Origin of the sequence: Arthrobacter jiangjiafuii, from assembly GCF_018622995.1 — a bacterium.
GTDB lineage: Bacteria > Actinomycetota > Actinomycetes > Actinomycetales > Micrococcaceae > Arthrobacter_B > Arthrobacter_B jiangjiafuii.
On sequence record NZ_CP076022.1, the window covers coordinates 1,234,651 to 1,260,353 of the forward strand.

Consider the following 25,703-nt stretch of genomic DNA (forward strand, 5'->3'; position numbering starts at 1 on the left):
CCATGACAGTCACCGCCGCACCGGGGATCAGCGCCCCGCCGGCCCTGGAAGAGGGCACCCTGAGGATTGTCGCGCTCGGCGGCCTCGGCGAGATCGGGCGCAACATGGCGGTCTTCGAGATCGACGGCAAGCTGCTGATCGTAGACTGCGGCGTCCTCTTCCCCGAGGAGACCCAGCCCGGCGTCGACCTGATCCTGCCGGACTTCTCCTACATCGAAGACCGGCTCGACGACGTCGTCGGCGTGGTCCTCACGCACGGCCACGAAGACCATATCGGTGCGGTGCCCTACCTGCTGCGCCTGAAGGCCGACATCCCGCTGATCGGCTCGCAGCTCACCCTGGCACTGATCGAGGCCAAGCTGCAGGAGCACCGGATCAAGCCCTTCACCTTCACGGTGACCGAGGGGCAGGTGGAGTCCTTCGGGCCGTTCGAATGTGAATTTGTGGCCGTGAACCATTCCATTCCGGATGCCCTGGCTGTCTTTATCCGCACCGCGGCCGGAAACGTGCTGCACACCGGCGACTTCAAGATGGACCAGCTGCCCCTGGACGGGCGGATCACCGACCTGCGCGCCTTCGCCCGGCTGGGGCAGGAAGGCGTGGACCTGTACATGGCGGACTCCACGAACGCCGATGTACCGGGATTCACCACCGCCGAGCGCGAGATCGGGCCGGTCCTGGAGGCCCTCTTCGGGAAGGTGAAGAAGCGCATCATCGTGGCGTCCTTCTCCTCCCACATCCACCGCGTGCAGCAGGTGCTGGATGCCGCTGCCGTCCACAACCGCAAGGTCTGCTTCGTGGGCCGGTCCATGGTCCGCAACATGGCCATCGCCGAGAAGCTGGGCTACCTCAACGTGCCCGCCGGGATCCTGGTGGACCTGAAGAACGTCGACGACATGCCCGATGACCAGCTCGTGCTGATGTCCACCGGCTCCCAGGGCGAGCCGATGGCTGCACTGTCGCGCATGGCCAACGGCGACCACCGCATCCGGGTCGGCCAGGGAGATACCGTCATCCTGGCCTCGTCGCTGATCCCGGGCAACGAAAACGCCGTCTTCCGGGTCATCAACGGCCTGATGAAGCTCGGCGCCGACGTGGTGCACAAGGGCAACGCCAAGATCCACGTCTCCGGCCACGCCTCGGCGGGGGAGCTGCTCTACACCTACAACATCCTCAAACCCAAGAACGCCATGCCCGTGCATGGGGAGACCCGGCACCTGATCGCCAACGGCAAACTCGCCGAAGCCACCGGGGTGCCGGCGCAGAACGTCATCCTGGCCGACGACGGCACCGTGGTGGACCTGCGCGACGGCAAGGCCCGCGTGGTGGGAGCCGTGGAATGCGGCTTCGTCTATGTGGACGGCTCCAGCGTCGGCGAAATTACCGATACCGACCTGAAGGACCGCGTCATCCTCGGCGAGGAAGGGTTCATCTCCGTCATCACCGTAGTCAACCGCAGCACCGGGACCATCGTCTCCGGCCCGGAGGTCCACGCCCGCGGCTTTGCCGAGGACGACGCCGTGTTCGATGAGATCAAGCCCAAGATCAGCGCTGCCCTGCAGGAAGCCGTCACCTCCAACAAGGACCACACCACGCACCAGCTGCAGCAGGTGGTCCGCCGGGTCGTTGGAACCTGGGTCAACCGGCGCCTTCGCCGGCGCCCGATGATCGTTCCGGTGGTCCTGGAAGCTTAGGCTGCGGCCACTGCACCGTATGCACCCGGATGGGTGCGATAGGGCCGGACAGACGCGTAAATCCGCGGTTTGTCCGGCCCTATCGGGTACCGTGGAGCCTATGGCCACTCGTACTTCCCCTGCCGCACGCGGCGGTGCTTCCAGCCGTTCCGGCGGCAGCACCTCAGCAAAAACCTCCGGCAAGGCGCAGCCGCGAGGCAAAGCCACCAGCGGACGGGGCTCTGCCGCCGCCAAGGCGCAGGCCGACGCCGAACAGCTGCCGCTGCCGCTGCGCGCGGTCCAGGGAGCCTGGATGGGCATGGCCCGGCTGGCAGGTGCCGGCGTCCGCAAACTCGGCGCCGACGTCGTTCCCGACCGTGAGGTCCGCCGTGACGGCACCGGCTTCTTCCTGATCCTCACCGCCCTGGCCGTGGCAACCGTCGAATGGTGGGCCCTGCGCGGCCCCGTTGCGGATGTCATCCACGCCGGCGCGGCCGGCACCTTCGGCTGGATGGCCGTCGTCGTGCCCTTTATGCTCCTGACCGGCGCCGTGCGGCTGTTCCGCTATCCCGAACGGCACCAGGCCAACAGCCGCATCAGCATCGGCCTGGTCCTGATGCTGTTCTCCGGCTCCGGCATCACCCACATTGTCGGCGGATCCCCGGCGCTGTCCGACGGCTTCGACCGGCTGTGGGCTTCCGGCGGCATCGTCGGGTTCCTCGTGGCCGGGCCGCTGTCCGTGGCCCTGACCCGCTGGCCGGTGGCCATCCTGCTCGGCGTCCTGGTCTTCGTGAGCCTGCTGATCATCACCGCCACCCCGTTCCGGCACATTCCGCTGCGGCTGCGCGGCCTTTACGAACACCTGATGGGCCAGGACCTTGCCCCGGACGATCCCGAGGCCCACGACCAGAGCTACCTCTACGAACGCGACCGGCGACCGGCCAAGGCGCCCAAGGAACCGAAAAAGAAGTCGCGGATGTTCGGCCGAAGCGCCGCCGAGGAGGAGGAAACCGCCGAGGGCTTCGCCGGCGACGAGGCCTTTGCCCGGGCCCTCCTGGCTGACGAAGAGGAAGACACGGCTGCGGCAGCAGCGGCAGCGGAACCGGCCGTTCCGCCGGGCGTACGCCGCCCCACCCGCTCCGAGCTGGCCACCCAGAAGATCCGCCGCGACCAGGGCCTGCCCGTTGACGGAGACTTCGACGGCGGGTTCGACGGCGCCGAGCCGCCCACCGAAGCCTTCGCCATGGTGCCTTCCGCAGCAGCGGCCCTGGGCACGCCTCCCGGCCTGCCCCCGGTTCCGGAGGTGCCCCCGGTTCCGGCCCGCACGGTCCGCAACCTGACCCCGGCCACCCCCATCCCGCAGCGCACCGAGCAGCTGCAGCTCTCCGGCGACGTGACCTACACCCTGCCGCCGTCGGAGTTCCTGCCCGCCGGACCGCCCGCCAAGGAGCGCTCCGAGGCCAACGACGCCGTCGTCGCCGCCCTGACCAACACCCTGGACCAGTTCAAGGTCGAAGCGCACGTCACCGGTTTCAGCCGCGGCCCGACGGTCACCCGGTACGAAATCGAGCTCTCCCCGGGCACCAAGGTGGAGCGGGTCACCGCCCTGTCCAAGAACATTTCCTACGCCGTGGCCTCCTCGGACGTGCGTATCCTGTCGCCGATTCCGGGCAAGAGCGCCATCGGCATCGAAATCCCGAACGCCGACAAGGAAGTTGTGGCCCTGGGCGACGTGCTGCGCTCCAACGCCGCCCGCAAGACCGAACATCCCATGGTGATGGGGGTCGGCAAGGACGTGGAGGGCGGCTTCGTGGTTGCCAACCTCGCCAAGATGCCCCACCTTCTGGTCGCCGGTGCCACCGGTGCCGGTAAGTCCTCGTTCGTGAACTCGATGATCACCTCCATCCTGATGCGCTCCACTCCGGATGAAGTGCGCATGGTCATGGTGGACCCCAAGCGCGTGGAACTGACCGCCTATGAAGGCGTTCCGCACCTGATCACGCCGATCATCACCAACCCGAAAAAGGCCGCCGAGGCGCTGCAGTGGGTGGTCCGCGAAATGGACACCCGCTACGACGACCTGGCGAACTTCGGCTTCAAGCACATCGACGACTTCAACAAGGCCGTCAAGCTCGGCAAGGTCATTCCGCCGGCCGGCTCCAAGCGCGTGGTCCGCGCGTACCCGTACCTGCTGGTGATCGTGGATGAGCTCGCCGACCTGATGATGGTCGCCCCGCGGGATGTGGAAGACTCCATCGTCCGTATCACCCAGTTGGCCCGTGCCGCCGGCATCCACCTGGTGCTCGCCACCCAGCGCCCCTCGGTCGACGTCGTCACCGGCCTGATCAAGGCCAACGTGCCCTCCCGCATGGCGTTTGCGACGTCGTCGGTCACCGACTCCCGGGTGGTCCTGGACCAGCCGGGCGCCGAGAAGCTCTTGGGCCAGGGTGACGCCCTGTTCCTGCCGATGGGTGCCAACAAGCCGATCCGCGTGCAGGGCGCGTGGGTCACGGAATCCGAAATCCACCGCGTGGTGGAGCACGTCAAGGGCCAGCTCGGTGCCGTCTACCGCGAGGACGTCACGGTCACCGCGCCCAAGAAGCAGATCGAAGACGACATCGGAGACGACATGGACCTGCTGCTGCAGGCCACAGAGCTGGTGGTCACCACGCAGTTCGGCTCCACCTCCATGCTCCAGCGCAAGCTGCGGGTCGGCTTCGCCAAGGCGGGCCGGCTCATGGACCTGCTCGAGTCCCGCGGCGTCGTCGGCCCGTCCGAAGGCTCCAAGGCCCGCGACGTGCTGGTGAAGCCGGACGACCTGGCGGCCACCCTGGCCGCGATCAGCGGCGGCGACGGCGCCAACGGTGCCGGCGGACCGGGCACCGCCCAGACGGCCGCGCTGGCAGCCAATGCCAACGCGAACCATGGATTCGAACCCGAGCAGCCGGCGGGTCCGGTGGACCTGGTGGCCCAGGACCTGGCCGGACGGGCTCAGGCCACGGAGTATTACGACGGCGACGACGAAGAAGGCGGATCCGAAGACGCCTGGAATCTGACCGGTCACTGAATCCCGGCTAGGCTGGAAACGTGAGCAACTCTTCTACCGGGCAAGCCCCCACCCTGAACATCGCGAATGTGTTGACGGTCATCCGCATCCTCATGGTGCCGCTGTTCATCTGGCTGCTTGCGGCCGACGACGGCCGTGACGGATTGTTCCGCTGGCTGGCCGTGGCCACCTTCGCTGTGGCCATCTACACCGACAAACTCGACGGCGACCTGGCCCGCAGCCGCGGCCTGATCACCGATTTCGGCAAGATCGCCGACCCGATCGCCGACAAGCTGCTCATCGGTTCGGCCCTGGTCATGCTTTCGGTGTTGGGGGAGCTGTGGTGGTGGGTCACCCTCGTGATCCTGGTCCGCGAAGTGGGCATCACCGTGCTGCGATTCGTGGTGATCCGCTACGGCGTGATGGCGGCATCGCGGGGCGGCAAACTCAAGACCGTGATCCAGACCCTGGCGATCTTCCTCTTCCTGCTGCCGCTGGCCGCTTGGCTGGGGGCCTGGGCCTGGTGGATCAGCGCCACGGTCATGGCCGCTGCAGTTGTTGTCACGGTAGTGACCGGGGCCGACTATGTGATCAAGGCAGTGCAGCTGCGCCGCAGGGCGCTGCAGAATCCGGGTCAGTGAGTTCGGGACCGGTTGCCGGCGCCGATGCCGGCTCCGCTCCCGGGGCTGGTTCCGCGGCCGATGTGGTGCGGGCAGCCGTCACGGCAGGGCTGACCCTGGCCACCGCCGAATCCCTGACCGCGGGCATGCTGGCCGCTGAACTGGGGACGGTGCCCGGTGTTTCAGCGGTGCTGCAGGGCGGCGTGGTAGCGTATGCCAACTCTGTTAAGAAAAAAGTCCTGGGCGTCGACGGCGGATTGCTGGAGACGGCCGGATCTGTGGATGCCGGGGTGGCCAAACAGATGGCAGCCGGAGTTAGAAGGTTGCTGGCAGCCGATATCGGCATCTCCACGACCGGCGTTGCCGGGCCCCAGCCGCACGACGGCAAGCCTGTGGGCTGTGTCTTTATCGCGGTGGCGGGCCCGGAGCAGACAATGGTCAGGGAGTTTCTGTTTACCGGAGACAGGGCAGCCATCCGTCGCAGTGCCTGCGACGAAGCACTGTCAATGCTCGCCCGGGCCCTCGCGGATAGCGCGTAACGGGGCCGGCGGACAGGACAGGAACCGACGGGGAACAAAACCCGGAGGAGCGCAGTTATTAGTATCAGGAACCGCCAAGGTTTCCGGACTACGATCTTAAGATATCTGCGGTGATGATAACCGCAGTCGGACCACATAGGGAGCAGGACGATACAGATGGTTAAGCAACCCGTATCCGTGAACGGCGTTATTCGCTGGCGGGATGTAGGGTTGGCGGAAGATGCACACCGGGAGCCAAAGGAGCGCAAGATGGTTGTTCTGCGTCATGAAATTGGCGATGTACTGCGCGACGTCCGTCAGCGCCAGGGTCGGACCCTGCGCGAGGTCTCGCACAGCGCACGTGTTTCGCTTGGCTACCTCAGCGAGGTGGAACGAGGTCAGAAGGAAGCGTCTTCAGAGCTTCTTTCCTCGATTTGCACCGCGCTGGACGTGCCTTTGTCCCTGATGCTTCGTGAGGTCAGTGACCGGGTGGCCAGTGCTGAAGGCATTGCCATACCCGACACTGTTCCCTCGGAATTCTCGCGCGAGTTTGCCCGCGAATTTCCGGAGGACCTGGCCCGGGATCTGGCCCGCACACCCTAGACCTACATCGGTAGGCTGTTGCTGGCGTGACAGCTTGCACCGCACTACGAAAAGTCCCCGCCGGCGCACCGCCTGCGGGGATCTTTTTGTGTCCGGGGCCTTTGGCCCGCGGGGCGTTTTTTGGGGGTGCAGCTACCGGGCCTGGGCGTAGGAGTCATTGAGCTTGGTGAGCAGGGAACCCAACTGAACGAGTTCCTCCTGCTCCCAGCCTGCAAGCAGCGTCCGGAAAAGTTCCTTCCGCGCCGCCTGCGTCCGGGCCAGTGCCTGGGCGCCCTCCGCGGTGAGGGAGATGGTCTGGGCCCTTCCATCCTGCGGGTCAGCATGTTTCTGGACCAGGCCCAGGTTCTCAAGCATCACGATCTGGCGGCTGACAGAGGGCTTGCCGATGCCGATGCTTGCAGCGATGTCCGTCAGGCGCATCGCCTCCTGCTGCTGGAGCAACAGCAGGAGCCCATACGCGGCCGGTTCCATATCGGGATGGACCTCGCGCGCAACCTTGTGGGAGTTGGAACGGGCGCGCCGCCAAAGCACCGACAGTGCATGTTCCAGGGTTTCGATCGCCGGTTCATTCTCCGGATGTTCCGCACCGGGCGCCTGCTCGCTCATGCTTCCCATTCTAGGGGTGGCCGGCAGCGACCGAGCCGCCCTCCGGGCCGAGTGCCGCTGAGCCGGGCCAGGACGCGGACCCGCACGCGGAGGCGGACCCGGACTCAGAGGCCCCGGGAGCCGGAGGGACGCCGACGGTCGACGGTCCGGGCGTGAGAAGATTAACCGATGCGACTTAGTGATTTCTGGCGGCTCATGGATGAAGAATTCGGTCCGGCCTACTCCCGTGTGCTGGCCGCCGATCTGGTCCTGGGCTCCCTGGGGGGCAGGACCGCGGCAGACGCACTCCGCGCCGGAGTGGAACCCAAAGCGGTGTGGCTGGCCGTCTGCGACATCCAGGAGGTACCTCCCGAGCGTCGTCTTGGCAGGGACATCCAGCCGAAGAAGTGACCGCGGAGCCAAGCCGCAGCGGGACACGCCGCCGAGCATGTTCGAATATCTGTTCGGGTGCGGATATGCTCCTACACAAGGGGCAAAACGACCGCACAACCGCTCCGCTCTCCCCACGGCAGTCCGCTCCGCTGTTTTGTCAGTGCCGCCGCATATGGTCGTAGGTGAGCAGGACAACCGGCCTTCGGGCCACGTAAAACCACAACAACCGAGGTGAAGAATGGCAGCAGCAGTCGACCGCGCAAAGGCTCTTGAAGCAGCGCTGGCCCAGATCGATAAGCAGTACGGCAAGGGCTCGATCATGCGGCTCGGAGACGAGGTCCGCGCTCCGGCTGAGACCATCTCCACCAGCTCGATCGCACTGGACCTTGCCCTGGGCATAGGCGGCCTTCCCCGTGGCCGCGTCGTGGAAATCTACGGCCCGGAATCCTCGGGTAAAACCACGCTCGCATTGCATGTCGTCGCCAACGCGCAGAAGAACGGCGGCATTGCCGCGTTCATCGATGCCGAGCACGCACTTGATCCGATCTATGCAGCACGCCTGGGCGTTGACACGGATTCCCTCCTCGTCTCGCAGCCCGACACCGGCGAGCAGGCGCTGGAAATCATGGACATGCTGATCGGTTCCGGATCCGTTGACGTCGTCGTCATTGACTCCGTTGCCGCGCTGGTTCCCCGCGCCGAAATCGAAGGCGACATGGGCGACAGCCACGTTGGCCTGCAGGCCCGGCTCATGAGCCAGGCCCTGCGTAAGATCGCCGGCCGCCTGAGCCACACAAACACAACCGCCATCTTCATCAACCAGCTTCGCGAGAAGATCGGTGTCATGTTCGGAAGCCCGGAAACCACCACCGGTGGCAAGGCGCTGAAGTTCTACGCGTCAGTGCGCATCGATGTCCGGCGCATCGAGACGCTCAAGGAGGGTACGGTGCCGGTCGGTAACCGCACCCGGGCCAAGATCGTCAAGAACAAGATGGCTCCGCCGTTCAAGCAGGCCGAGTTCGACATCATCTACGGCACCGGCATTTCCCGCGAGGGCGGGCTGATCGACATGGGTGTGGAGCACGGTTTCGTCAAGAAGTCCGGTGCCTGGTTCACCTACGACGGCGACCAGCTGGGCCAGGGCAAGGAAAACGCCCGCAAGTTCCTGCGCGACAACCCCGAGCTGACCGACGAGCTGGAGCGCCGCCTGCGCGAGAAGCTCGGCATCGACGGACCGGCTGCAGAGGAACCGGCTGAAAAGAAGCTCAAGGCCGTTCCGAAGGACGCCTAGGCGCCGTGGATACGCAGAGTGACGGGTTTTCCGGACCGGAGGCATCGTCCGGAAAACCCGCCGCTGCACGGTCCCGCGAGGCTGATCCCTATGCCACGGCACGGAACATCGTGCTTCGGCAGCTCACCAATTCGCCCAAGAGCCGGCGCCAGCTGGCGGTGAAACTGGCCGAAAAGGACATTCCTGACGAGGTAATACAGGCGGTCCTGGACCGCTTTGAAGAAGTCCAGCTGGTTGACGACGCAGACTTCGCCCGCAGATGGGTTGCGAGCAGGTCCCAAACCAAGTCCCTTGCACGCGGTGCGCTCAAGCGTGAACTGGCAGACAAGGGGATCGCGGGTGAGCTGGCCGAAGAAGCCCTCGAGCAGGTCAGCGACGAAGATGAACTGGCAGCGGCACGGGCCCTGGCACAACGGAAACTGCAGTCCTCGGTTGACCTGACCGACCGGGCCGCCCGCGACAAGCAGGCTCGCCGGCTGGTTTCCATGCTTGCCCGCAAGGGCTACTCGCCCTCGGTCGGCTACCGCGTTGTGAACGAGGTCATCGGAGACGTCCTGGAACAGCAGCCCGATGATGCCTGGGAGGAGCCCCTAGGGTAATCGCCCATCGGTACCGTATGCTGAGCCACGATGTTGACTATGTTGCTGCGGGGGAAGAAGTTAACTCAGGTTTCCCTCGGTTCCGTGCTGATGACCGCCGTGCTGACCGCCGCGGTCCTCACCGCTGCGCCGGCCGCTCCGGCTGCCGCCGGCGATTTCCCCACGTGGGAAGAGGTGGAGCAGGCCAAGGAGAACGCTGCCGACAAAGCCGGCCAGGTTTCCGAGATCGAACAGCTGCTCGGCGAGCTCACCGCTGATGCCGGCAGCCTCGGAACAGCTGCAGTGCAGGCCTCCGGGGAGTACCAGCGGGCGGCGGCCGAAGCCGAAGAGAACAACCGCGCCCTTGATGTTCTTTCCCGGCAGCGGCAGGAAGCTGCGGAGTCGGCACAGCTGCTCTCTGAGCAGATGGGTGCGCTGGCCGCGCAGACCTACAAGACCGGTGGCATGGACTCCAGTCTGCTGATGCTCCTGGACGCCGATGAAGCGGTGGGGGCGATGGAGCGGCTCACGACCCTGCAGGGCCTCACCGACCGCACCGGCAATCTCCATGCACAGTCCACGGCAGCGGCCAACGTGCTGCACAGCTTGGAGGAAAAGGAATCGGCGGCGGTCAGGATCCGCGAGGAATCAGCCGGTGAAGCCCAGAGGCTGGCTTCCGATGCCGAAGCAGCTGCGGCCGTTGCCGACGCGGCCGTGCGGGAGCAGCAGGAGCGCAGCGCCCTGATGCTGGAGCAGTTGGCCGACCTCCGCGGCACCAGCGTCCAAGTGGAAACCGAACGTATCCGGGGGCTCCAGGCGGAGGAAACGTACCGTCAGCAGCAGGCGGCCCGCCAGGCGGAAGAGACTGCGGGCGAGACCGGATCCGTAACGGTAAACCGCGGGTCGGGACAGCTGGCTCCACCGGCGGCAGGAGGCCGGGATCCAGTGATTATTCCCATACCCGCGCCGCAGGTCCCAAAACCCAAACCAGTTTCACCGGCCCCTCCAGTACCACCTGCACCCGTTGTCCCTGAACCGGCTCCTGCGCCGGTCCCCGCCCCTGCACCCGTCCCTGTCCCGGTGGATGATCCTGCCGCTGCCCAGGCCTATGCATCCTCCAGATTGGGTGCCTACGGCTGGGGGCAGGACCAGTTCCGGTGCCTGTTGAACCTCTGGCAGCGTGAATCCGGCTGGCGGACCAGCGCAAACAATCCGTACAGCGGCGCCTACGGTATCCCGCAGTCCTACCCCGGCGACAAGATGGCCAGCGTGGGTGCGGACTGGCGGACCAACTACCGCACGCAGATCGAATGGGGCCTGGGGTACATCCAGTGGCGCTACGCCAATCCCTGTGCGGCCTGGCAGCATTCAGAAGACAAAAACTGGTATTAAAGCTCGTCCTCCACCCGGCTGTCAACCGGGTTGTTATGAAAATGTTACCGGTTCCCAGAATCCGTCTGTACGTTCCCTTCCATGACCGACGCAGACCACAACGCCCCAGGAAATATCCCCGGACGCCGGGAACTCGCCCAGAAGCGCCGCCGTGACAAACGCACCCGAAAGCTTCGTTTCGGTGCCGTCGCGGTTGCCGGAGCCCTGGCCTTTTCCTGTATTGCGGGAGCTGCACTACAGGGAGATGACCTGCGCGCCGGACTGGCCGGACTGACCACGCCATTGGTCGGGCCGGACCGCAACGACGAGAGCCAGTCGGCGATCCCCACAGATTCCCAGGACGCAGCCGAGACGGAGCAGTCCGCCGCCGGCGGCGGCGAAGCCGGCACCGGCGAGGCGGGTGCGGCCGAAGCTGCCGAGGCCCAGGCGGCAGGGGAAGCCCAGACAACTGAGGACGCCCGGGCCGCGGATGCGGCTGCGGCCGCCGAGGCCCAGGCCGCCGAGGAACAGGCAGCCGCCGAACAGGCAGCGCAGGACGAAGCGGCAGCCCAGGCGGCTGAGCAGGCTGCAGCCGAGGAGGCAGCAGCAGCCGAGGCAGCCGCGCAGGCCGCCGAAGAGGCAGCCGCTCCGGCGGTGGTGGATGATCCGGCGGGGGCAAAGGCCTACGCTGCATCTGCCCTGGCGGCCCGCGGCTGGGCGGCTTCCGAGATGACGTGCCTGGACACCCTCTGGGAGAAGGAATCCAACTGGATGACCAGTGCCACCAATGCCAGCAGCGGTGCGTACGGCATTGTGCAGTCATTGCCAGCCGAGAAGATGGCCTCAGCCGGCGGTGACTACCTGACCAACTACAAGACCCAGATCAACTGGGGTCTGGACTACATCGCGTCCCGCTACGGCACCCCCTGCGGAGCACTCAACTTCCACTACGCCAACAACTGGTACTAACCATTGCGGCCCTGGCCGCCCCTGCCCTTCGAGGCCGGGGCGGCCGCCGTATTTAACAGCGAATCCATGCTCCTGGACAGGAGGGGTATAGGCCTTTCCTCCGGTCTTTGTGGGTCTATCGGACCAGCGAGCAGGGCAGCGAACTCCTGGCGCTGCTGCTCAAGGACTGGGACGACCTGCATGCCTCCATTCGCCAGCTCAACGAAGAAACAGGACCATGAACTCGCTCCTTCTGTGACGCTCTGGGATTTCTGGCTGCCGTACATCATCGTGGTGCTGGTGCTGGTGCTGGTGCTGGAGGCGGTGTTCGCCGTCGTTCTTTACGTGGCCGGGCGCTGGACGCATGCCTTTGCCGCCGTGAACGCGGTCCTGGCCTTGGTGTTCATGGTTCCGGTCCTGTGGCTGCTCCCGCTAGGAGGGGGGCGGGCGCCGGAAGACCACCGGCCCCGCCCGCGGCAGGTACTCTGGAATTGTGAGCTTGACTATATCCACGCCTTCTCCCGCCGAAGAGCTGCGGCCCCCGCGCACCTATCAGGTACGGACCTTCGGTTGCCAAATGAATGTCCACGATTCCGAGCGGATTTCCGGCCTGCTGGAAAACGCCGGCTACGTGCCGGCCGACGGCGACACGGCCGACGTCGTCGTCTTCAATACCTGCGCGGTGAGGGAAAACGCTGACAACAAGCTGTACGGCAACCTGGGCATGCTGGCGCATGTGAAGGAAACACGGCCCGGCATGCAGATTGCCGTCGGCGGCTGCCTGGCGCAAAAGGACCGCGAAACCATCCAGCGCAAGGCTCCCTGGGTGGACGCCGTCTTCGGTACGCACAACATCGGCTCCCTGCCGGCCCTGCTCGAGCGCGCCAGGCACAACGACGAGGCGCAGCTGGAAATCCTGGAATCGCTGGACGTTTTCCCGTCCACCCTGCCCACCAAGCGGGACTCCGTTTATGCCGGCTGGGTTTCGATCTCCGTGGGCTGCAACAACACCTGTACGTTCTGCATCGTTCCCGCGCTGCGGGGCAAGGAGCGGGACCGGCGTCCCGGTGAAATCCTGGCCGAGATCCAGGCACTGGTCGACGACGGCGCCATCGAAGTCACGCTGCTGGGCCAGAACGTGAACTCGTACGGGGTCGAATTTGGCGACCGCGGAGCCTTCGCCAAACTGCTGCGCGCCTGCGGCAGCATTGAGGGCCTGGAGCGCGTGCGCTTCACCAGCCCGCATCCGGCAGCCTTCACGCAGGATGTCATCGACGCGATGGCCGAGACCCCCAACGTCATGCCCCAGCTGCACATGCCGCTGCAGTCCGGATCGGACAAGGTCCTCAAGGACATGCGCCGGTCCTACCGCTCGAAGAAGTTCCTGGGCATCCTGGACAGCGTGCGCGAGCGGATGCCGCATGCAGCCATTTCCACCGACATCATCGTCGGCTTCCCCGGCGAAACCGAAGAGGACTTCGCCGCCACGCTCGACGTCGTGGAGCGCTCCCGCTTTGCCACCGCCTTTACCTTCCAATACTCCAAACGCCCCGGCACACCCGCGGCGGAGTTGGAGGACCAGCTGCCCAAGGAAGTGGTGCAGGAACGGTTCGAACGGCTGACCGCGCTGCAGGACCGCATTGCCGCCGAGGAGAACGCCAAGCAGGTCGGTACCACTGTGGAGGTGATGGTCACCGCCGGCTCCGGCCGCAAGTCCGACGAGACCGGCCGCCTGTCCGGCCGGTCCCGCGACCAGCGCCTGGTGCACTTCTCGGTTCCCGAGGGCTGCCCGGTGCCGCGCCCGGGCGACCTGGTGACCGTGCCGGTGACCTCCGCAGCGTCCTTCCATCTGGTGTCGGATCCGGCCTCCGCAGCGGATTATTCACTGCGCAGGTCGCGCGCCGGAGATGCCTGGGACCGGTCGCAGGCCGAATCCTGCGGCGTTCCGGCTCCCGCGGCCGCCGGCGGCAAACCGGGGGTTTCACTGGGCATGCCCACGCTGCCTCCGCGCGCCTAGGTCCGGATCTCCAATGCACCATTCTTCTTCTGCCGATGCCCCGCGCGATGCCCACGGTGACGCGCGCACCCACCCCGTGGTCGCCGTCGTCGGCCCCACCGGCTCCGGCAAATCCGACCTGGGAGTGGACCTCGCCCTGAAACTCGGCGGCGAAGTGATCAACGCCGACGCCATGCAGTTCTACCGCGGCATGGATATCGGCACCGCTAAAATCAGCGTCCCGGAGCGCCGCGGTGTGCCGCACCATCTGCTGGACATCATGGATGTGACCGAAGAGGCCAGCGTTTCGGCGTTCCAGGCCCAGGCCCGCGCCCTGATCGCCGACATCCAGTCCCGCGGACGGTATCCCATCCTGGTGGGAGGCTCCGGCCTGTATGTCCGGGCCGCCCTGGATGTGCTGGAGTTCCCCGGGACCGATCCGGCGCTGCGGGCGGAACTGGAACGCGAGTTGGAAACGGTAGGATTCGAGGCTCTTCGCGAGCGGCTGCGCGCGGTGGATCCGGTGTCCGCGCAGCGGGTGGGGGACGGACGGCGCGTGGTCCGCGCCCTGGAAGTCCACCGGCTCACCGGGCGCCCGTTCAGCTCCTTCATGCCCACCCGTGAGTACGTCCAGCCCGCCGTCCAGCTCGGACTGAATGTGGAACGAAGCCTGCTGCACCGGCGGCTGGCCGCCCGCGTGGACAAGATGGTCGAGCAGGGGCTGCTGGAAGAAGTCCGGACACTGGAGGCCCGCGGGCTGCGCGAAGGCAAAACCGCCGGCCGCGCCCTGGGCTATTCGCAGTTCCTCCAAGTGCTCGACGGCGAATCAACCGTGGCGCAGGCAGCGGAACAGACTGTGGTGGCCACCCGCCAGTTCGCCCGCCGCCAGCTGACCTGGTTCCGGGCCGATCCCCGGATCACGTGGCTGGACTGGGACGATCCCGACCTCACGGCCCGGGCCGCCGCCGCTATCCTTGAACAGTGAACACAACACTCTCCACCCCCTCGTCCGCTGCCGGCCTGCCCGATTCAGGGGTTTCCGCGTCCGGCCTGCCCGTCTCCCTGGCCGGCCTTCCCTTCGCCAAGGGCCACGGCACCGGCAATGACTTTGTGCTGGTGGCCGACCCCGCCGGGGATCACGACTTTTCCCCTGCCGCCGCGGCAGCGGTCTGCGACAGGCACCGTGGAATCGGTGCCGACGGGCTGATCCGCGCCGTGCGCTCCGAACACCTGCCCGAGGGCCAGGCCCTGCTGCAGACCAATCCGGCCGCGGAATGGTTCATGGACTACCGCAACTCCGACGGCAGCCTGTCCGAGATGTGCGGCAACGGCGTGCGGGTGTTTGTGCACTTCCTGCTTGCCGAAGGGCTGGCGGAGATTGGTGAGGGTGAAACCCTCACCATCGGCACCCGCGCCGGAATCAAGACCGTTACCCGGATCGAGGGCGGTTACGCGGTGGACATGGGGCCCTGGGAATTCATTTACCCCGATCATGCCGCAGCCAAGGCCATGGATGCAGTGGTCAACGCCGGCGGTCTCGAGGTTCCCCGCCCGGGCCTGTCCGTAAGCATGGGCAACCCGCATACCGTGGTGGCCCTGGCTGAGCTGTCCGAACTGGCTGCCACCGACCTGCACACGAAGCCCTCGGTGCAGCCGGAACCGGAGCACGGCACCAACGTGGAATTCGTGGTTCCCGCTGAGCCCCTGGTGGTGGACGGTGTTGGACTGCTGACCATGCGGGTCCATGAACGCGGCGTGGGGGAGACCCTCTCCTGCGGCACCGGTGCCTGCGCGGCTGCCGTCGCCATCCGCTTCTGGGCCGGCCGCGACGCTCCGAACGAATGGGCCGTCACCGTGCCCGGCGGCGTCGTCGGCGTCCGGTTCCTCACCGCCGAGGACGGGCGGGAACACGTTGAACTCAGCGGTCCCGCCGTCCTGGTCGCCCGCGGCACCCTGCTCTAGGAGGCGTACGGGCGGAATAAACTGCCCGCTGGCCCGGTTGGATCTGTCATGGAATCAAGCACCGGATTATCCGGATAATTGCAGATAATTCAGGACAAAACCGGCGACGAGACCTAGGCGTCCGCGGTCTTGCGGACGATCTTCAGGATCCGGAAGGACTTGGCGGTGCTGTACCGGGAGACCAGGTACCCGCTGCCGAGCTGCTCGGCGATCCACTTCTGCAGCGAGTCGGCGCCCAGGTTCTTCTGCACCACCAGCCAGGCGGTGCCCTGCGGGGCCAGACGAGGCAGCCACAGCAGCAGCAGGGCATGCAGTTCGTCCTTGCCGATGCGGATGGGCGGATTGGACCAGATGGTGTCGAAGCGCAGATCGGCGTCCACGTCTTCGGGGCGGGATGCGGTGACGTTGGCCAGGCCAAGGGCAGCGGCATTGTCGCTGGTCAGGGCCAGGCAGCGTTCGTTGACATCGACGGCATAGACGCGGGCACCGGGGGATTTCAGGGCCATGGTCAGCGCAATCGGCCCCCAGCCGCAGCCAATGTCGAGCAGGTTGCCTGCGGGTGACGGATCGGGGACCTCGTCCAGCAGGATCACGGTTCCCTTGTCGATGGCATCGGGACTGAAGATCCCGCCGGAGGTCACCAGGGTCCGCTCGACGCCGTCGAGGGTAACTCGTAGCGGCCTGCGGACCTCGGGGCCCGAGGGCCGTGAACTGAAGTAATGGTCTGAACCCATAACAAACCAGATTAGTGGGTCTGCGCCGGGCTGGTGAAACCGGAGGCCGGAGCGGGAACACTCGCCCAAATGTCCGTGCACTGACTTACCATGGAGAACACGGCTTATAAGGAGATTATGACGATCAACAATTCCCGTCCTGGCACGTCCGGTTCCGCCCAGCCCAACTCGGAGCTGAGCCCGGAGGATATCCAGGGGGTCATTGACAGGATCCTCGCCAAGGAAGATGCAGCCGAGGCCAAGGCGCCCGACGGCAACGCACCCCGGGGCAGGGCCCAAGCACTGTCCATGGACGATGCAGGCCACTCGGAGCACGACGGCGACCAGGAGGATCTGCGCGAACGCCACGCCCTGCGGCGCGTGGCCGGGCTGTCCACCGAACTCGAAGACGTCACCGAAGTCGAATACCGCCAGCTGCGCCTGGAGCGCGTGGTACTGGCCGGTCTGTGGAGCGAGGGAACAGCGGCCGACGCCGAGAATTCGCTGCAGGAGCTGGCCGCGCTGGCCGAGACCGCGGGCTCCGAGGTGCTCGACGGCATCATCCAGCGGCGCCTGAAGCCGGATCCGGGCACCTTCCTGGGCTCGGGCAAGGCGCAGGAGCTCAAGGACATCGTTGCTGCCACCGGCGCGGATACCGTGATCGTGGACAGCGAGCTGTCCCCGTCGCAGCGCCGCGGCCTGGAGGACATCGTCAAGGTCAAGGTCATTGACCGCACCGCGCTGATCCTGGACATCTTCGCCCAGCATGCCAAGTCCCGTGAGGGCAAGGCCCAGGTGGAGCTCGCGCAGCTGGAGTACCTGCTGCCGCGCCTGCGCGGCTGGGGTGAATCCATGTCCCGCCAGGCAGGTGGCCAGGTGGGCAGCGCCGGCGCCGGCATGGGGTCGCGTGGTCCCGGTGAAACCAAGATTGAACTGGACCGGCGGAAGATCCGTACCCGGATGGCGAAACTGCGGCGCGAAATCGCCGGCATGAAGCCCGCCCGGGAAACCAAGCGGGCCAACCGGCATCGCAACCAGGTGCCCTCCGTGGCCATTGCCGGCTACACCAACGCCGGCAAGTCCTCGCTGCTGAACCGGCTTACGGACGCCGGGGTGCTGGTGGAGAACGCCCTGTTCGCCACGCTGGATCCGACCATCCGCAAGGCACAGACCGAAGACGGCATCGGCTACACGCTGGCCGACACCGTCGGTTTTGTGCGGTCCCTGCCGACCCAGCTGGTGGAGGCCTTCCGCTCCACCCTGGAGGAGGTGGCCGACGCCGATCTGATCCTGCACGTGGTGGATGCCTCGCATCCGGATCCCGAGGGCCAGATCGCTGCTGTTCGCACCGTGCTCAGCGATGTGGACGCCCGGAACGTGCCTGAGATCATCGTGCTCAACAAGGCCGACGCCGCCGATCCGTTTGTCTTGGAACGGCTGCGCCAGAAGGAACGCCGCCACGTTGTGGTGTCCGCCCGGACCGGCGAGGGTCTGGATGACCTGCTGCAGGCCATCTCCGAAGGCATTCCGCGCCCCGGCGTGGACCTGCAGCTGCTGGTGCCCTACGAACGCGGCGACGTTGTTTCCCGGCTGCACAGCTCTGACACCGAAATCCTCTCCGTGGAGCATTCCGAGGAAGGCACCCGCCTGCACGTAATGGTCCGCGAAGGCCTGGCATCTGATCTGGAGCCGTTCGTCACCCATGAGTAAAGACACCACCGGCGACGTCCTGGAACTGCTGGACGCCGCCGTCGCCGGCATGGGCGGGCAGAACCGTCCCGGCCAGCATGAAATGGCCCGCCAGGTCACGCACGCCATTGATGAAGGACAGCACCTTCTGGTGCAGGCCGGGACCGGCACCGGCAAGTCGCTGGCCTATCTGGTGCCGCTGATCCATCACGCCCTGGACAGCACCAAGCCCACGCTCGTCTCCACCGCCACCCTGGCGCTGCAGTCCCAGATTGTCGGGCGTGACCTGCCGCGCCTGCTCAAGACCCTCAAGCCCAAGCTGCCGCGCGAGGTTGACGTGGCGCTGCTCAAGGGCCGAAGCAACTACGTGTGCCTGCACAAGACCGGCGGGGGCTTCCCGGAAGATGAGGATCCGGGCGGTGTCCTGTTCACCATGGGGGAGGACCGCGCCGTGGCCCACCCCTCTCCAGCTCCCACCTCGCCCATGGGGCGGGAAGTGCTCCGGCTGCGTGAATGGGCTGAGGAGACCGACACCGGAGACCGCGACGATCTGGTGCCCGGTGTCAGCGACAAAGCGTGGCGCCAGGTATCGGTAACGTCCATGGAGTGCCTCGGTGCGCAGAAATGCCCTGTCGCCGCCGAGTGTTTCAGCGAGCGTGCGCGCGCGCAGGCGGCCGTGGCCGACGTCGTCATTACCAACCACGCGATGCTGGCCATTGCCGCGTTCGAAGGTCTGGCCGTGCTGCCGGACTACGACGTCGTTGTCATCGATGAAGCCCACGAACTGCAGGACCGGGTCACCGGTGCCGTGACCGGTCAGTTGTCCGGAACAGTGATTTCCGCGGCGGTGACGGCTGCCCGGAAGCACACCTCGGCCAGTGTGGAGGAGCTGGCGCAGGCCGCCCGCGCCTTTGAGAAGTCGATGGAGGACGTCCCCTCCGGACTGCTGCCCAGCGGCTTGAACGAAGAACAGGGGCAGGCGGTGGCCCGGGTGCGTGAAGCGTGCCGGGTGGCGCTGTCCGATTCCAAGCCAGAACCCGGGGAAACGGCCGACGGCGGCCGCCAGACGGCGCGCTCGAGGCTGATGGCCGTCCTCGCAATCTGCGAGCGGTTGGTCCTGGCGCCGGATGCGGGAGAAGTCATCTGGGCCTCACGCCCCAGTTCCTTCTCGCCCTCGGGCGGATATTCGCCGCCGGATGAAACGGCACCGGCCACCCTGAACGTGGCACCGCTGTCCGTGGCCGGACGCCTGCGCGAGGGCCTGTTTGACGGACACACCGTGGTGCTGACCTCTGCGACCCTGGCGATTGGCTCCGAATTCGGGCCCGTGGCCGGAGCCCTGGGGCTGCTCGGCCCGGGAGCGCCTGCCTGGACCGGCACCGACGTCGGCAGCCCCTTCGACTATCCGCGGCAGGGCGTGCTGTATGTCGCGAAGGACCTGCCCAAGCCTGAGCGCGGCACCTCCGAAGCGCAGCTGGATGAAATCGAGGCGCTCCTGACGGCATCCAACGGGGGAGCGTTGGGGTTGTTCTCGTCCCGGCGGGCCGCCGAAGACGCAGCCGACGCCATGCGGTCCCGCGTGGATTTCCCGATCCTGTGCCAGGGCGAGAACTCCATGTCGGCGCTGGTGAAGCAGTTCTCAGAGGAGCCTGACACCTGCCTGTTCGGAACCATGTCACTCTGGCAGGGCGTTGACGTGCCCGGTGACTCGTGCCGGCTGGTGATGATCGACCGGATTCCGTTCCCGCGCCCCGATGATCCGCTGATGACGGCGCGCACCCGCGCCGTGGCGAAGGCCGGCGGGAACGGTTTTATGTCCGTTGCCGCGACCCATGCCGCCGTGCGGCTCGCTCAGGGAGCCGGACGCCTTATCCGCGCCTCCGGCGACCGCGGTGTGGTCGCCATCCTTGATTCACGGATGGCGACGGCGCGCTATGGCAGTTTCCTTCGGGCCGCCCTGCCCCCGTTCTGGTCCACCACTGACCGTTCTGTGGTGCTCAAGGTCCTGGGCCGTCTTGCGGAACAGTCCGGTGGGCAGGAAGTGCAGCGCACCGCCCGGAAGTAAGTGATCCCTGCGGAAGGGACAGAGTGCGGAAGTAACGTGTTCGGAAGTATCCGCGTGGGCAGACGCCAAAGGCGGATACGCCAAAGGCGGCCGGAATCCATCCGGCCGCCTTTTGTATCTGCAACCTCTGCGGGATTGTCCGGCTCTGGCGTCTGTTCCCTTTGTGGGCCGCCGAACCGGGAGAAGCTGCTAGAGCGAGCGCATCACGGAGACTACCTTGCCCATGATCACCGCGTGGTCGCCCACGATGGGCTCATAGCGGGTGTTCTGGGGCAGCAGCCAGGTGTGGCCGTTGCGCTGCCGGAAGGTCTTCACTGTGGCTTCGTCGTCAAGCAGTGCTGCAACGATGTCGCCGTTGTCGGCGGTGGGCTGCCGGCGGACGACCACCCAGTCGCCGTCGCAGATTGCCGCATCGACCATCGAATCACCCGAGACCCTGAGCATGAAGAGGTCGCCGTGACCCACCAGCTGCCGCGGCAGGGGCATGATGTCCTCCACCACCTGCTCCGCGAGGATCGGCCCGCCTGCGGCGATGCGGCCGACAAGGGGAACCATGGCCGTATCCACGGAGGTGGAGAGCTCGGTGACCGAGGCCAGCGGTGCGGAATAATCCTGTCCGGAGCGCCCTTCGGCGTTACCTGCGATCCCTTGGGCCCGGCCGCCGGCCGACGTGTCCGGGGAAACCCCTGTGCCGAAGGCTGATCCGCCCGCTGCCGGATCTTCAGCCTTGCCGTCGCGCAGCATCAAGGGGATAAGGATCTCCATGGCACGGGGGCGCTTGGGGTCGCGGCGGATGTAGCCCAGCTTCTCCAGCTGGACCAGCTGATGGGTCACGCTGGACAGGCTGGCCAGCCCCACCGTGTCGCCGATTTCGCGCATGGTGGGCGGGTACCCGTTGGTGCTAACGGACCGCTGGATCATCTCGAGCACCGTTTTTTGCCGGGGGGTGAGCCCTTTGGGACGCACGGCTGCGGCGGCTGGCTGATTGGTGCTGTCTTCGGAAACAGTCCTGCGGGCCACGGTGGGTTTCCCTTCGGGTCAGCTGGCCGGGTTGGCCGGGAGCTGGTCGGTGAATGGTGGAGCAGCCGGAACGCTGTGCAAGCCGCGCCGGCCGTTGTGTCAGAGGCAGGTGGTTCAGTGTTCCATATCGGCCGAAGCGGGACTTTTGTCCCGGGTCAGCCGGCTGGCACCGGATCAACCTCTTACTGGTACAACGCTAGGCGAGTAGGGGAAGCTTTTCAAACATTTGTTCGAGTGAGTCTCGACTTTGTTAGTAGATAGGTGCTAGAAATAACTCAGCAAGGAATCGAACATAGTTTCGACCCAGCAGGATACGGGGACGAAAATATGCGAGATGGCCGCCAAATGTTCGAATACAGCTTCGGGTTCCTTCCGTAGCGATCGAGCCGGAAAGGTGATGTTATGCCCGTCCCTACACTTCTCACTACCCCTGGACTTTCCCCCGCTTCGGAACTTCGCAGTACCTCGGAAGTTCCGTCCGCCGGAGATCCATCTGCCCTTGATACGGCGAGCCCGGCCAGCCCGGCTGCACCCTTGCGGTTGACCCGCCGCGGGCGCCTGGTGCTTATTGGCCTTCCTGCGATGCTCACCGCAGCGGCCGCACTCACCATGCTCGGGTTCTTCACAGCTCCGGCCATGGCATCCAACGGCGGACCGGACGTCACCCGGACAGTCCAGGTCAGCGTCGGACCCGGCGAGTCTCTCTGGGGGCTCGCACAGGAATACGCACCAGACCGGGATCCGCGGGCCGTTGTTGCCGACATGATTGAACTGAACAACCTGAGCGATGACCGTATCCCTGCCGGAGTTCAGCTGTTTATTCCGGTCGCCCGCTGACGCATTCTGCATTCGATCCGCACCGCGGTCGGACCTGCACTGCGTTCCGGCGCCCCGGCGTCGCCTCGCTACTCAGGGATACCCGCTAGCCAGGGCCGCCCCGCTGCCCAGAGCCGTCCGGCTTATGCAGAGCCTGCCGGTTCCGCCTATTGCGGAAAAAGGCCTGCCGAGCCCGCAACAATTCTTTCCCCTTCACCCCGCGGTCTTAAGCTGTACAGGTGACTGAACAGCTGGAGCGACTGAACCGACTTCCCCTGCGCGACGATCTGCGCGGCCTGACGCCCTACGGTGCGCCGCAGCTCGAAGTGCCCATCCTGCTGAACGTGAACGAAAATACCCATGGACTGCCCGAGCAGGTGCGCAAGGCCATCGTGGCTTCCGTGGAACAGGCGGTGGCAGGACTGAACCGCTACCCCGACCGTGAATTCACTGAACTGCGGGAACGGCTGGCCGGATATCTGGGCCACGGGCTGACACCCGATAACATCTGGGCCGGCAACGGCTCCAACGAGGTCCTGCAGCACATCCTCCAAGCCTTCGGCGGGCCCGGCCGGACCGCCATGAGCTTTCCTCCCACCTACTCGATGTACCCGCTGCTGGCCAGCGGCACCGGCACGCGCTACGTCACCGGCGTCCGCAGCGACGACTTCACCCTGACGCCGGAAGCCGCAGCGGAACAGGTCCGTGAGCAGGCTCCCAACATTGTCTTCCTCTGCACACCGAACAACCCCACGGGAACTGCACTGTCCCTGGACGTGGTGAAGGCGGTCTACGAAGCCGGAGAGGCTTCGTCCGCGATCGTGGTCGTGGACGAGGCCTACGGAGAGTTCTTCCATGCCGGAACACCCAGTGCCCTGGAGCTGCTGCCCGGTCGCGAACGGCTCATCGTGTCCCGCACCATGAGCAAGGCGTTTGCACTCGCCGGCGCCCGGGTGGGCTACATGGCAGCCGCACCGGAGGTCACGGACGCGCTGCGCCTGGTCCGGCTTCCGTACCACCTCTCGGCCATCACACAGGCCACGGCCAGTGCAGCCCTGGAGCACGCCGACGCATTGCTGGCCAACGTGGAAGCGATCAAGATCCAGCGCGACCGGATCGTGGCCGAACTGCAGGAACTGGGTCTGAAGCCGGCTCCCTCGGACGCGAACTTCGTGTTCTTCGGCGGTCTCGAAGATCCCCATGCTCTCTGGGAAGGCCTGCTCGAAGCCGGTGTGCTGGTCCGCGACGTCGGCATCCCCGGCCATCTGCGCGTGACGGCCGGAACGGAACCTGAAACCAGTGCCTTCCTGGCCCGGCTGCGCGAGCTCCTCGCTGCCGGCATCCGCTAGGCCGGTATCCGGCAGGCCGGTATCCGGCAGGCCGGGTATCCGCAGGGCCGGCCTGTGCCAGCGGCAGCGCCCGGGCAGGCTGCCTGTCCCCGGCGTCCAGGCAGGGGGACGCGCCTGTCACACTCAGGACGCACGGCGGTGCCGCGGAGCCCAGCCACTAAACTGTTACCAGAGACCACCTTCTTTCAAAGGAAAACCATGACCGTTCAGACCACCACCGGACGCACGGCCCGCCTCGAGCGGGTAACCAGCGAGTCGTCAGTGGTCGTCGAACTGGATCTGGACGGAACCGGCCAGTCCAACATCAGCACCTCGGTGCCGTTCTACGACCACATGCTCACGGCCCTGGCCAAGCACTCCCTGATCGACCTGACGGTCCAGGCCACCGGAGACACCCACATTGACGTCCACCACACCGTTGAGGATGTAGCCATCAGCATCGGTGAGGCGCTGAAGACCGCGCTGGGCACCAAGGCAGGCATCCGCCGCTTCGGCGAAGCCACGGTTCCCCTGGACGAGGCGCTGGCGAACGCCGTCGTCGACATTTCCGGGCGCCCCTACCTGGTGCATTCAGGTGAACCGGCAGGCCAGGAATACCACCTGATCGGCGGGCACTTCACCGGTTCCCTGACCCGTCACGTGTTCGAAGCGATCACACTGCACGCGCAGATCTGCCTGCACATGAGGGTCCTCGGCGGCCGCGATCCGCACCACATTGTCGAGGCCCAGTTCAAGGCCTTCGCCCGCGCGCTGCGTGCCGCCGTCGAGCCCGATCCCCGGGTGGACGGCATCCCCTCCACCAAGGGGGCCCTGTGAGTACCCGCAACGTCACAGTCCTGGACTACGGCTCGGGGAACATCCGCTCTGCCGTACGTGCACTGGAACATGTGGGTGCCAACGTCACGCTCAGCGCCAAGTCCGCTGACGTGCTCAACGCCGACGGACTGCTGGTCCCCGGTGTCGGTGCCTTCGCCGCCGTCATGCAGGGCCTGAAAGACGTGGACGCCCTGCGCATGATCGGCCGCCGCGTCGCAGGCGGACGCCCCGTTATGGGCATCTGCGTGGGCCTGCAGGTCCTCTTCGACGAGGGCGTGGAGCACGGTGTCCGCACCCCCGGCATGGGGGAGTGGCCCGGCGTCGTGGAACGTCTGGACGCCGACGTGGTGCCACACATGGGCTGGAACACGGTCCAGCCGCCGGAAGGCTCGCAGCTGTTCGCCGGCATCGAGGACGAACGCTTCTACTTTGTACACAGCTACGGCGTGCAGAAGTGGGACTTTGACGTCACCCAGCCGGCCATGCGCGCACCCCAGGTCACCTGGGCCGAACACGGCAGCCGCTTTGTGGCAGCCGTGGAAAACGGGCCTCTGACGGCCACGCAGTTCCATCCGGAAAAGTCCGGTGATGCCGGTGCGGCGTTGCTGGAAAACTGGCTGAAGACGCTGGGCTAGAGCTATGTGGAGCCTTATTCTCATGGGCCTGGCCGGCCTGCTGATCGGCGGCGCCATCTCGTTCCGCAGCCAGGGCATGTCCAAAATCATCATCGTCAGTTTCTGGATCCTGGCGGGCATGGCCCTGCTGGGCGCCTACCTCCTGATCGACACCGCGTAAACAACATCGCGTAAACAACCCCGCAAAATCAACTCCGCGCAGCCGACGCCGCGTAATCATCCCAACGGCACCGCGCCCCTCCGCCTCCACCACGGAAAGCAGAACCATGTCATTCGTTGAAACCCCCATCCTTGAACTGCTGCCGGCCGTGGACGTCGCCGACGGCCAGGCCGTGCGCCTGGTCCAGGGCGAGGCCGGCAGTGAGACCAGCTACGGCGACCCGCTCGACGCCGCCATGGCCTGGCAGAACGACGGCGCCGCCTGGGTCCATCTCGTGGACCTGGACGCAGCCTTCGGCCGTGGCTCCAACCTTCCGCTGCTCAAGCGCGTGGTGAAGGAGCTGGACATCAAGGTGGAGCTGTCCGGCGGCATCCGGGATGATGCCTCCCTGGATATGGCACTCGAGCTCGGTGCCAGCCGGGTCAACCTGGGCACCGCGGCCTTGGAAAACCCGGAATGGACCGCCAGCGCCATCGCCCGCTACGGTGACGCGATCGCCGTCGGCCTCGACGTGCGCGGCACTACCCTGGCCGCCCGCGGCTGGACCAAGGAAGGCGGAGACCTCTGGGAGGTCCTGGCCCGATTGGAAGACGCCGGCTGCCCGCGCTATGTCGTCACCGACGTCACCAAGGACGGAACGCTGCGCGGACCGAACCTGGAACTGCTGCGCGAAGTCCTCAAGCGCACCGACCGCCCGGTGGTAGCGTCCGGCGGGATCTCCTCCCTGGATGACCTCGCCGCCCTGCGCGAGCTGGTACCGCTGGGCCTGGAAGGCACCATTGTGGGGAAGGCGCTGTATGCCGGCGCCTTCACGCTGCCGCAGGCCTTCGACGTCGCCGGACATCCGGAGCGCTAG

24 protein-coding genes are annotated in these 25,703 nt (G+C 66.3%); 21 read left to right on the forward strand and 3 right to left on the reverse strand.

The window, feature by feature from the left end; all coding sequences use genetic code 11:
* The first annotated feature begins 2 nt into the window (after nt 1–2).
* The 5 genes from KKR91_RS05835 to KKR91_RS05855 all read left to right on the forward strand — a co-directional run bounded on the left by KKR91_RS05835 (nt 3) and on the right by KKR91_RS05855 (nt 6,460).
* Nucleotides 3–1,694: a ribonuclease J gene (locus KKR91_RS05835; RefSeq protein WP_210230599.1), complete on the forward strand. Its 1,692-nt coding sequence runs from the start codon at nt 3–5 to the stop codon at nt 1,692–1,694.
* A gap of 100 nt (nt 1,695–1,794) precedes the next feature.
* Nucleotides 1,795–4,740 (forward strand): FtsK/SpoIIIE family DNA translocase, encoded by a 2,946-nt coding sequence (locus tag KKR91_RS05840; RefSeq protein ID WP_210230601.1) that lies wholly within the window; start codon nt 1,795–1,797, stop codon nt 4,738–4,740.
* A gap of 92 nt (nt 4,741–4,832) precedes the next feature.
* Nucleotides 4,833–5,360 carry a CDP-alcohol phosphatidyltransferase family protein gene (locus tag KKR91_RS05845; RefSeq protein ID WP_210230814.1) on the forward strand — a complete coding sequence of 176 codons (528 nt, stop codon included), beginning with the start codon at nt 4,833–4,835 and terminating at the stop codon, nt 5,358–5,360.
* Nucleotides 5,357–5,878: a CinA family protein gene (locus KKR91_RS05850; RefSeq protein ID WP_237687505.1), complete on the forward strand. Its 522-nt coding sequence runs from the start codon at nt 5,357–5,359 to the stop codon at nt 5,876–5,878. The genes KKR91_RS05845 and KKR91_RS05850 overlap by 4 nt, the downstream gene beginning before the upstream one ends.
* Nucleotides 5,879–6,034: 156 nt before the next feature.
* Entirely contained in the window at nt 6,035–6,460 is a 426-nt protein-coding gene (locus KKR91_RS05855; RefSeq protein WP_210230603.1) for a helix-turn-helix domain-containing protein, read from the forward strand.
* Between the two features lie 132 nt (nt 6,461–6,592).
* Here KKR91_RS05855 and KKR91_RS05860 read toward each other — a convergent pair whose 3' ends face one another.
* On the reverse strand, nt 6,593–7,066 hold the full coding sequence (locus tag KKR91_RS05860) for a MarR family winged helix-turn-helix transcriptional regulator (protein ID WP_210230604.1): 474 nt from the start codon (nt 7,064–7,066) through the stop codon (nt 6,593–6,595).
* A 168-nt stretch (nt 7,067–7,234) separates the two neighbouring features.
* Between KKR91_RS05860 and KKR91_RS05865 the strand changes: the two genes are divergently transcribed.
* The 8 genes from KKR91_RS05865 (at nt 7,235) to dapF (ending at nt 15,584) form a co-directional block, all read left to right on the forward strand.
* On the forward strand, nt 7,235–7,456 hold the full coding sequence (locus tag KKR91_RS05865; RefSeq protein ID WP_210230605.1) for a DUF3046 domain-containing protein: 222 nt from the start codon (nt 7,235–7,237) through the stop codon (nt 7,454–7,456).
* A gap of 220 nt (nt 7,457–7,676) precedes the next feature.
* Nucleotides 7,677–8,729, forward strand: coding sequence for a recombinase RecA (recA, locus tag KKR91_RS05870; protein WP_210230607.1), 1,053 nt, complete (start codon nt 7,677–7,679; stop codon nt 8,727–8,729).
* Nucleotides 8,730–8,734: 5 nt separating this feature from the next.
* Nucleotides 8,735–9,328 (forward strand): regulatory protein RecX, encoded by a 594-nt coding sequence (locus KKR91_RS05875; RefSeq protein WP_210230609.1) that lies wholly within the window; start codon nt 8,735–8,737, stop codon nt 9,326–9,328.
* A gap of 30 nt (nt 9,329–9,358) precedes the next feature.
* Nucleotides 9,359–10,699 carry a coiled-coil domain-containing protein gene (locus tag KKR91_RS16970; RefSeq protein ID WP_237687506.1) on the forward strand — a complete coding sequence of 447 codons (1,341 nt, stop codon included), beginning with the start codon at nt 9,359–9,361 and terminating at the stop codon, nt 10,697–10,699.
* A gap of 81 nt (nt 10,700–10,780) precedes the next feature.
* Nucleotides 10,781–11,647 carry an aggregation-promoting factor C-terminal-like domain-containing protein gene (locus KKR91_RS16975; protein ID WP_237687507.1) on the forward strand — a complete coding sequence of 289 codons (867 nt, stop codon included), beginning with the start codon at nt 10,781–10,783 and terminating at the stop codon, nt 11,645–11,647.
* 478 nt (nt 11,648–12,125) lie between these two features.
* On the forward strand, nt 12,126–13,643 hold the full coding sequence (gene miaB / locus KKR91_RS05890) for a tRNA (N6-isopentenyl adenosine(37)-C2)-methylthiotransferase MiaB (RefSeq protein WP_273544732.1): 1,518 nt from the start codon (nt 12,126–12,128) through the stop codon (nt 13,641–13,643).
* Between the two features lie 13 nt (nt 13,644–13,656).
* A complete protein-coding gene (miaA, locus tag KKR91_RS05895) occupies nt 13,657–14,607 on the forward strand; it encodes a tRNA (adenosine(37)-N6)-dimethylallyltransferase MiaA (RefSeq protein WP_210230611.1) in 951 nt (316 codons plus the stop codon).
* 35 nt (nt 14,608–14,642) lie between these two features.
* Nucleotides 14,643–15,584: a diaminopimelate epimerase gene (gene dapF / locus KKR91_RS05900; RefSeq protein WP_237688448.1), complete on the forward strand. Its 942-nt coding sequence runs from the start codon at nt 14,643–14,645 to the stop codon at nt 15,582–15,584.
* A gap of 113 nt (nt 15,585–15,697) precedes the next feature.
* Here dapF and KKR91_RS05905 read toward each other — a convergent pair whose 3' ends face one another.
* On the reverse strand, nt 15,698–16,318 hold the full coding sequence (locus KKR91_RS05905) for a class I SAM-dependent methyltransferase (RefSeq protein ID WP_210230614.1): 621 nt from the start codon (nt 16,316–16,318) through the stop codon (nt 15,698–15,700).
* Between the two features lie 117 nt (nt 16,319–16,435).
* Here KKR91_RS05905 and hflX point away from each other — a divergent pair, with 117 nt between their 5' ends.
* Both hflX and KKR91_RS05915 read left to right on the forward strand, forming a co-directional pair.
* Entirely contained in the window at nt 16,436–18,007 is a 1,572-nt protein-coding gene (gene hflX / locus KKR91_RS05910; RefSeq protein WP_210230616.1) for a GTPase HflX, read from the forward strand.
* Nucleotides 18,000–20,051: an ATP-dependent DNA helicase gene (locus KKR91_RS05915; RefSeq protein WP_210230618.1), complete on the forward strand. Its 2,052-nt coding sequence runs from the start codon at nt 18,000–18,002 to the stop codon at nt 20,049–20,051. Before hflX ends, KKR91_RS05915 begins: the two co-directional genes overlap by 8 nt.
* Nucleotides 20,052–20,240: 189 nt before the next feature.
* On the opposite strand, the gene lexA is transcribed toward KKR91_RS05915, so the two are convergent.
* Complete coding sequence (gene lexA / locus KKR91_RS05920; RefSeq protein WP_210230620.1) at nt 20,241–21,071, reverse strand: transcriptional repressor LexA; 831 nt, start codon at nt 21,069–21,071, stop codon at nt 20,241–20,243.
* Nucleotides 21,072–21,653: 582 nt separating this feature from the next.
* Between lexA and KKR91_RS16980 the strand changes: the two genes are divergently transcribed.
* The 6 genes from KKR91_RS16980 to priA all read left to right on the forward strand — a co-directional run bounded on the left by KKR91_RS16980 (nt 21,654) and on the right by priA (nt 25,703).
* Entirely contained in the window at nt 21,654–21,908 is a 255-nt protein-coding gene (locus KKR91_RS16980; RefSeq protein ID WP_237687508.1) for a LysM peptidoglycan-binding domain-containing protein, read from the forward strand.
* Between the two features lie 218 nt (nt 21,909–22,126).
* Nucleotides 22,127–23,236 carry a histidinol-phosphate transaminase gene (locus tag KKR91_RS05930; RefSeq protein ID WP_210230624.1) on the forward strand — a complete coding sequence of 370 codons (1,110 nt, stop codon included), beginning with the start codon at nt 22,127–22,129 and terminating at the stop codon, nt 23,234–23,236.
* 198 nt (nt 23,237–23,434) lie between these two features.
* Nucleotides 23,435–24,052 carry an imidazoleglycerol-phosphate dehydratase HisB gene (gene hisB / locus KKR91_RS05935; RefSeq protein ID WP_210230626.1) on the forward strand — a complete coding sequence of 206 codons (618 nt, stop codon included), beginning with the start codon at nt 23,435–23,437 and terminating at the stop codon, nt 24,050–24,052.
* Complete coding sequence (gene hisH, locus KKR91_RS05940) at nt 24,049–24,687, forward strand: imidazole glycerol phosphate synthase subunit HisH (RefSeq protein ID WP_210230628.1); 639 nt, start codon at nt 24,049–24,051, stop codon at nt 24,685–24,687. The genes hisB and hisH overlap by 4 nt, the downstream gene beginning before the upstream one ends.
* 4 nt (nt 24,688–24,691) lie before the next feature.
* Nucleotides 24,692–24,847, forward strand: a complete 156-nt coding sequence (locus tag KKR91_RS05945) for a hypothetical protein (RefSeq protein ID WP_210230629.1) — start codon at nt 24,692–24,694, stop codon at nt 24,845–24,847.
* A 106-nt stretch (nt 24,848–24,953) separates the two neighbouring features.
* The gene (gene priA / locus KKR91_RS05950; RefSeq protein ID WP_210230631.1) at nt 24,954–25,703 is read left to right on the forward strand and encodes a bifunctional 1-(5-phosphoribosyl)-5-((5-phosphoribosylamino)methylideneamino)imidazole-4-carboxamide isomerase/phosphoribosylanthranilate isomerase PriA; all 750 of its coding nucleotides are present in this window, start codon (nt 24,954–24,956) and stop codon (nt 25,701–25,703) included.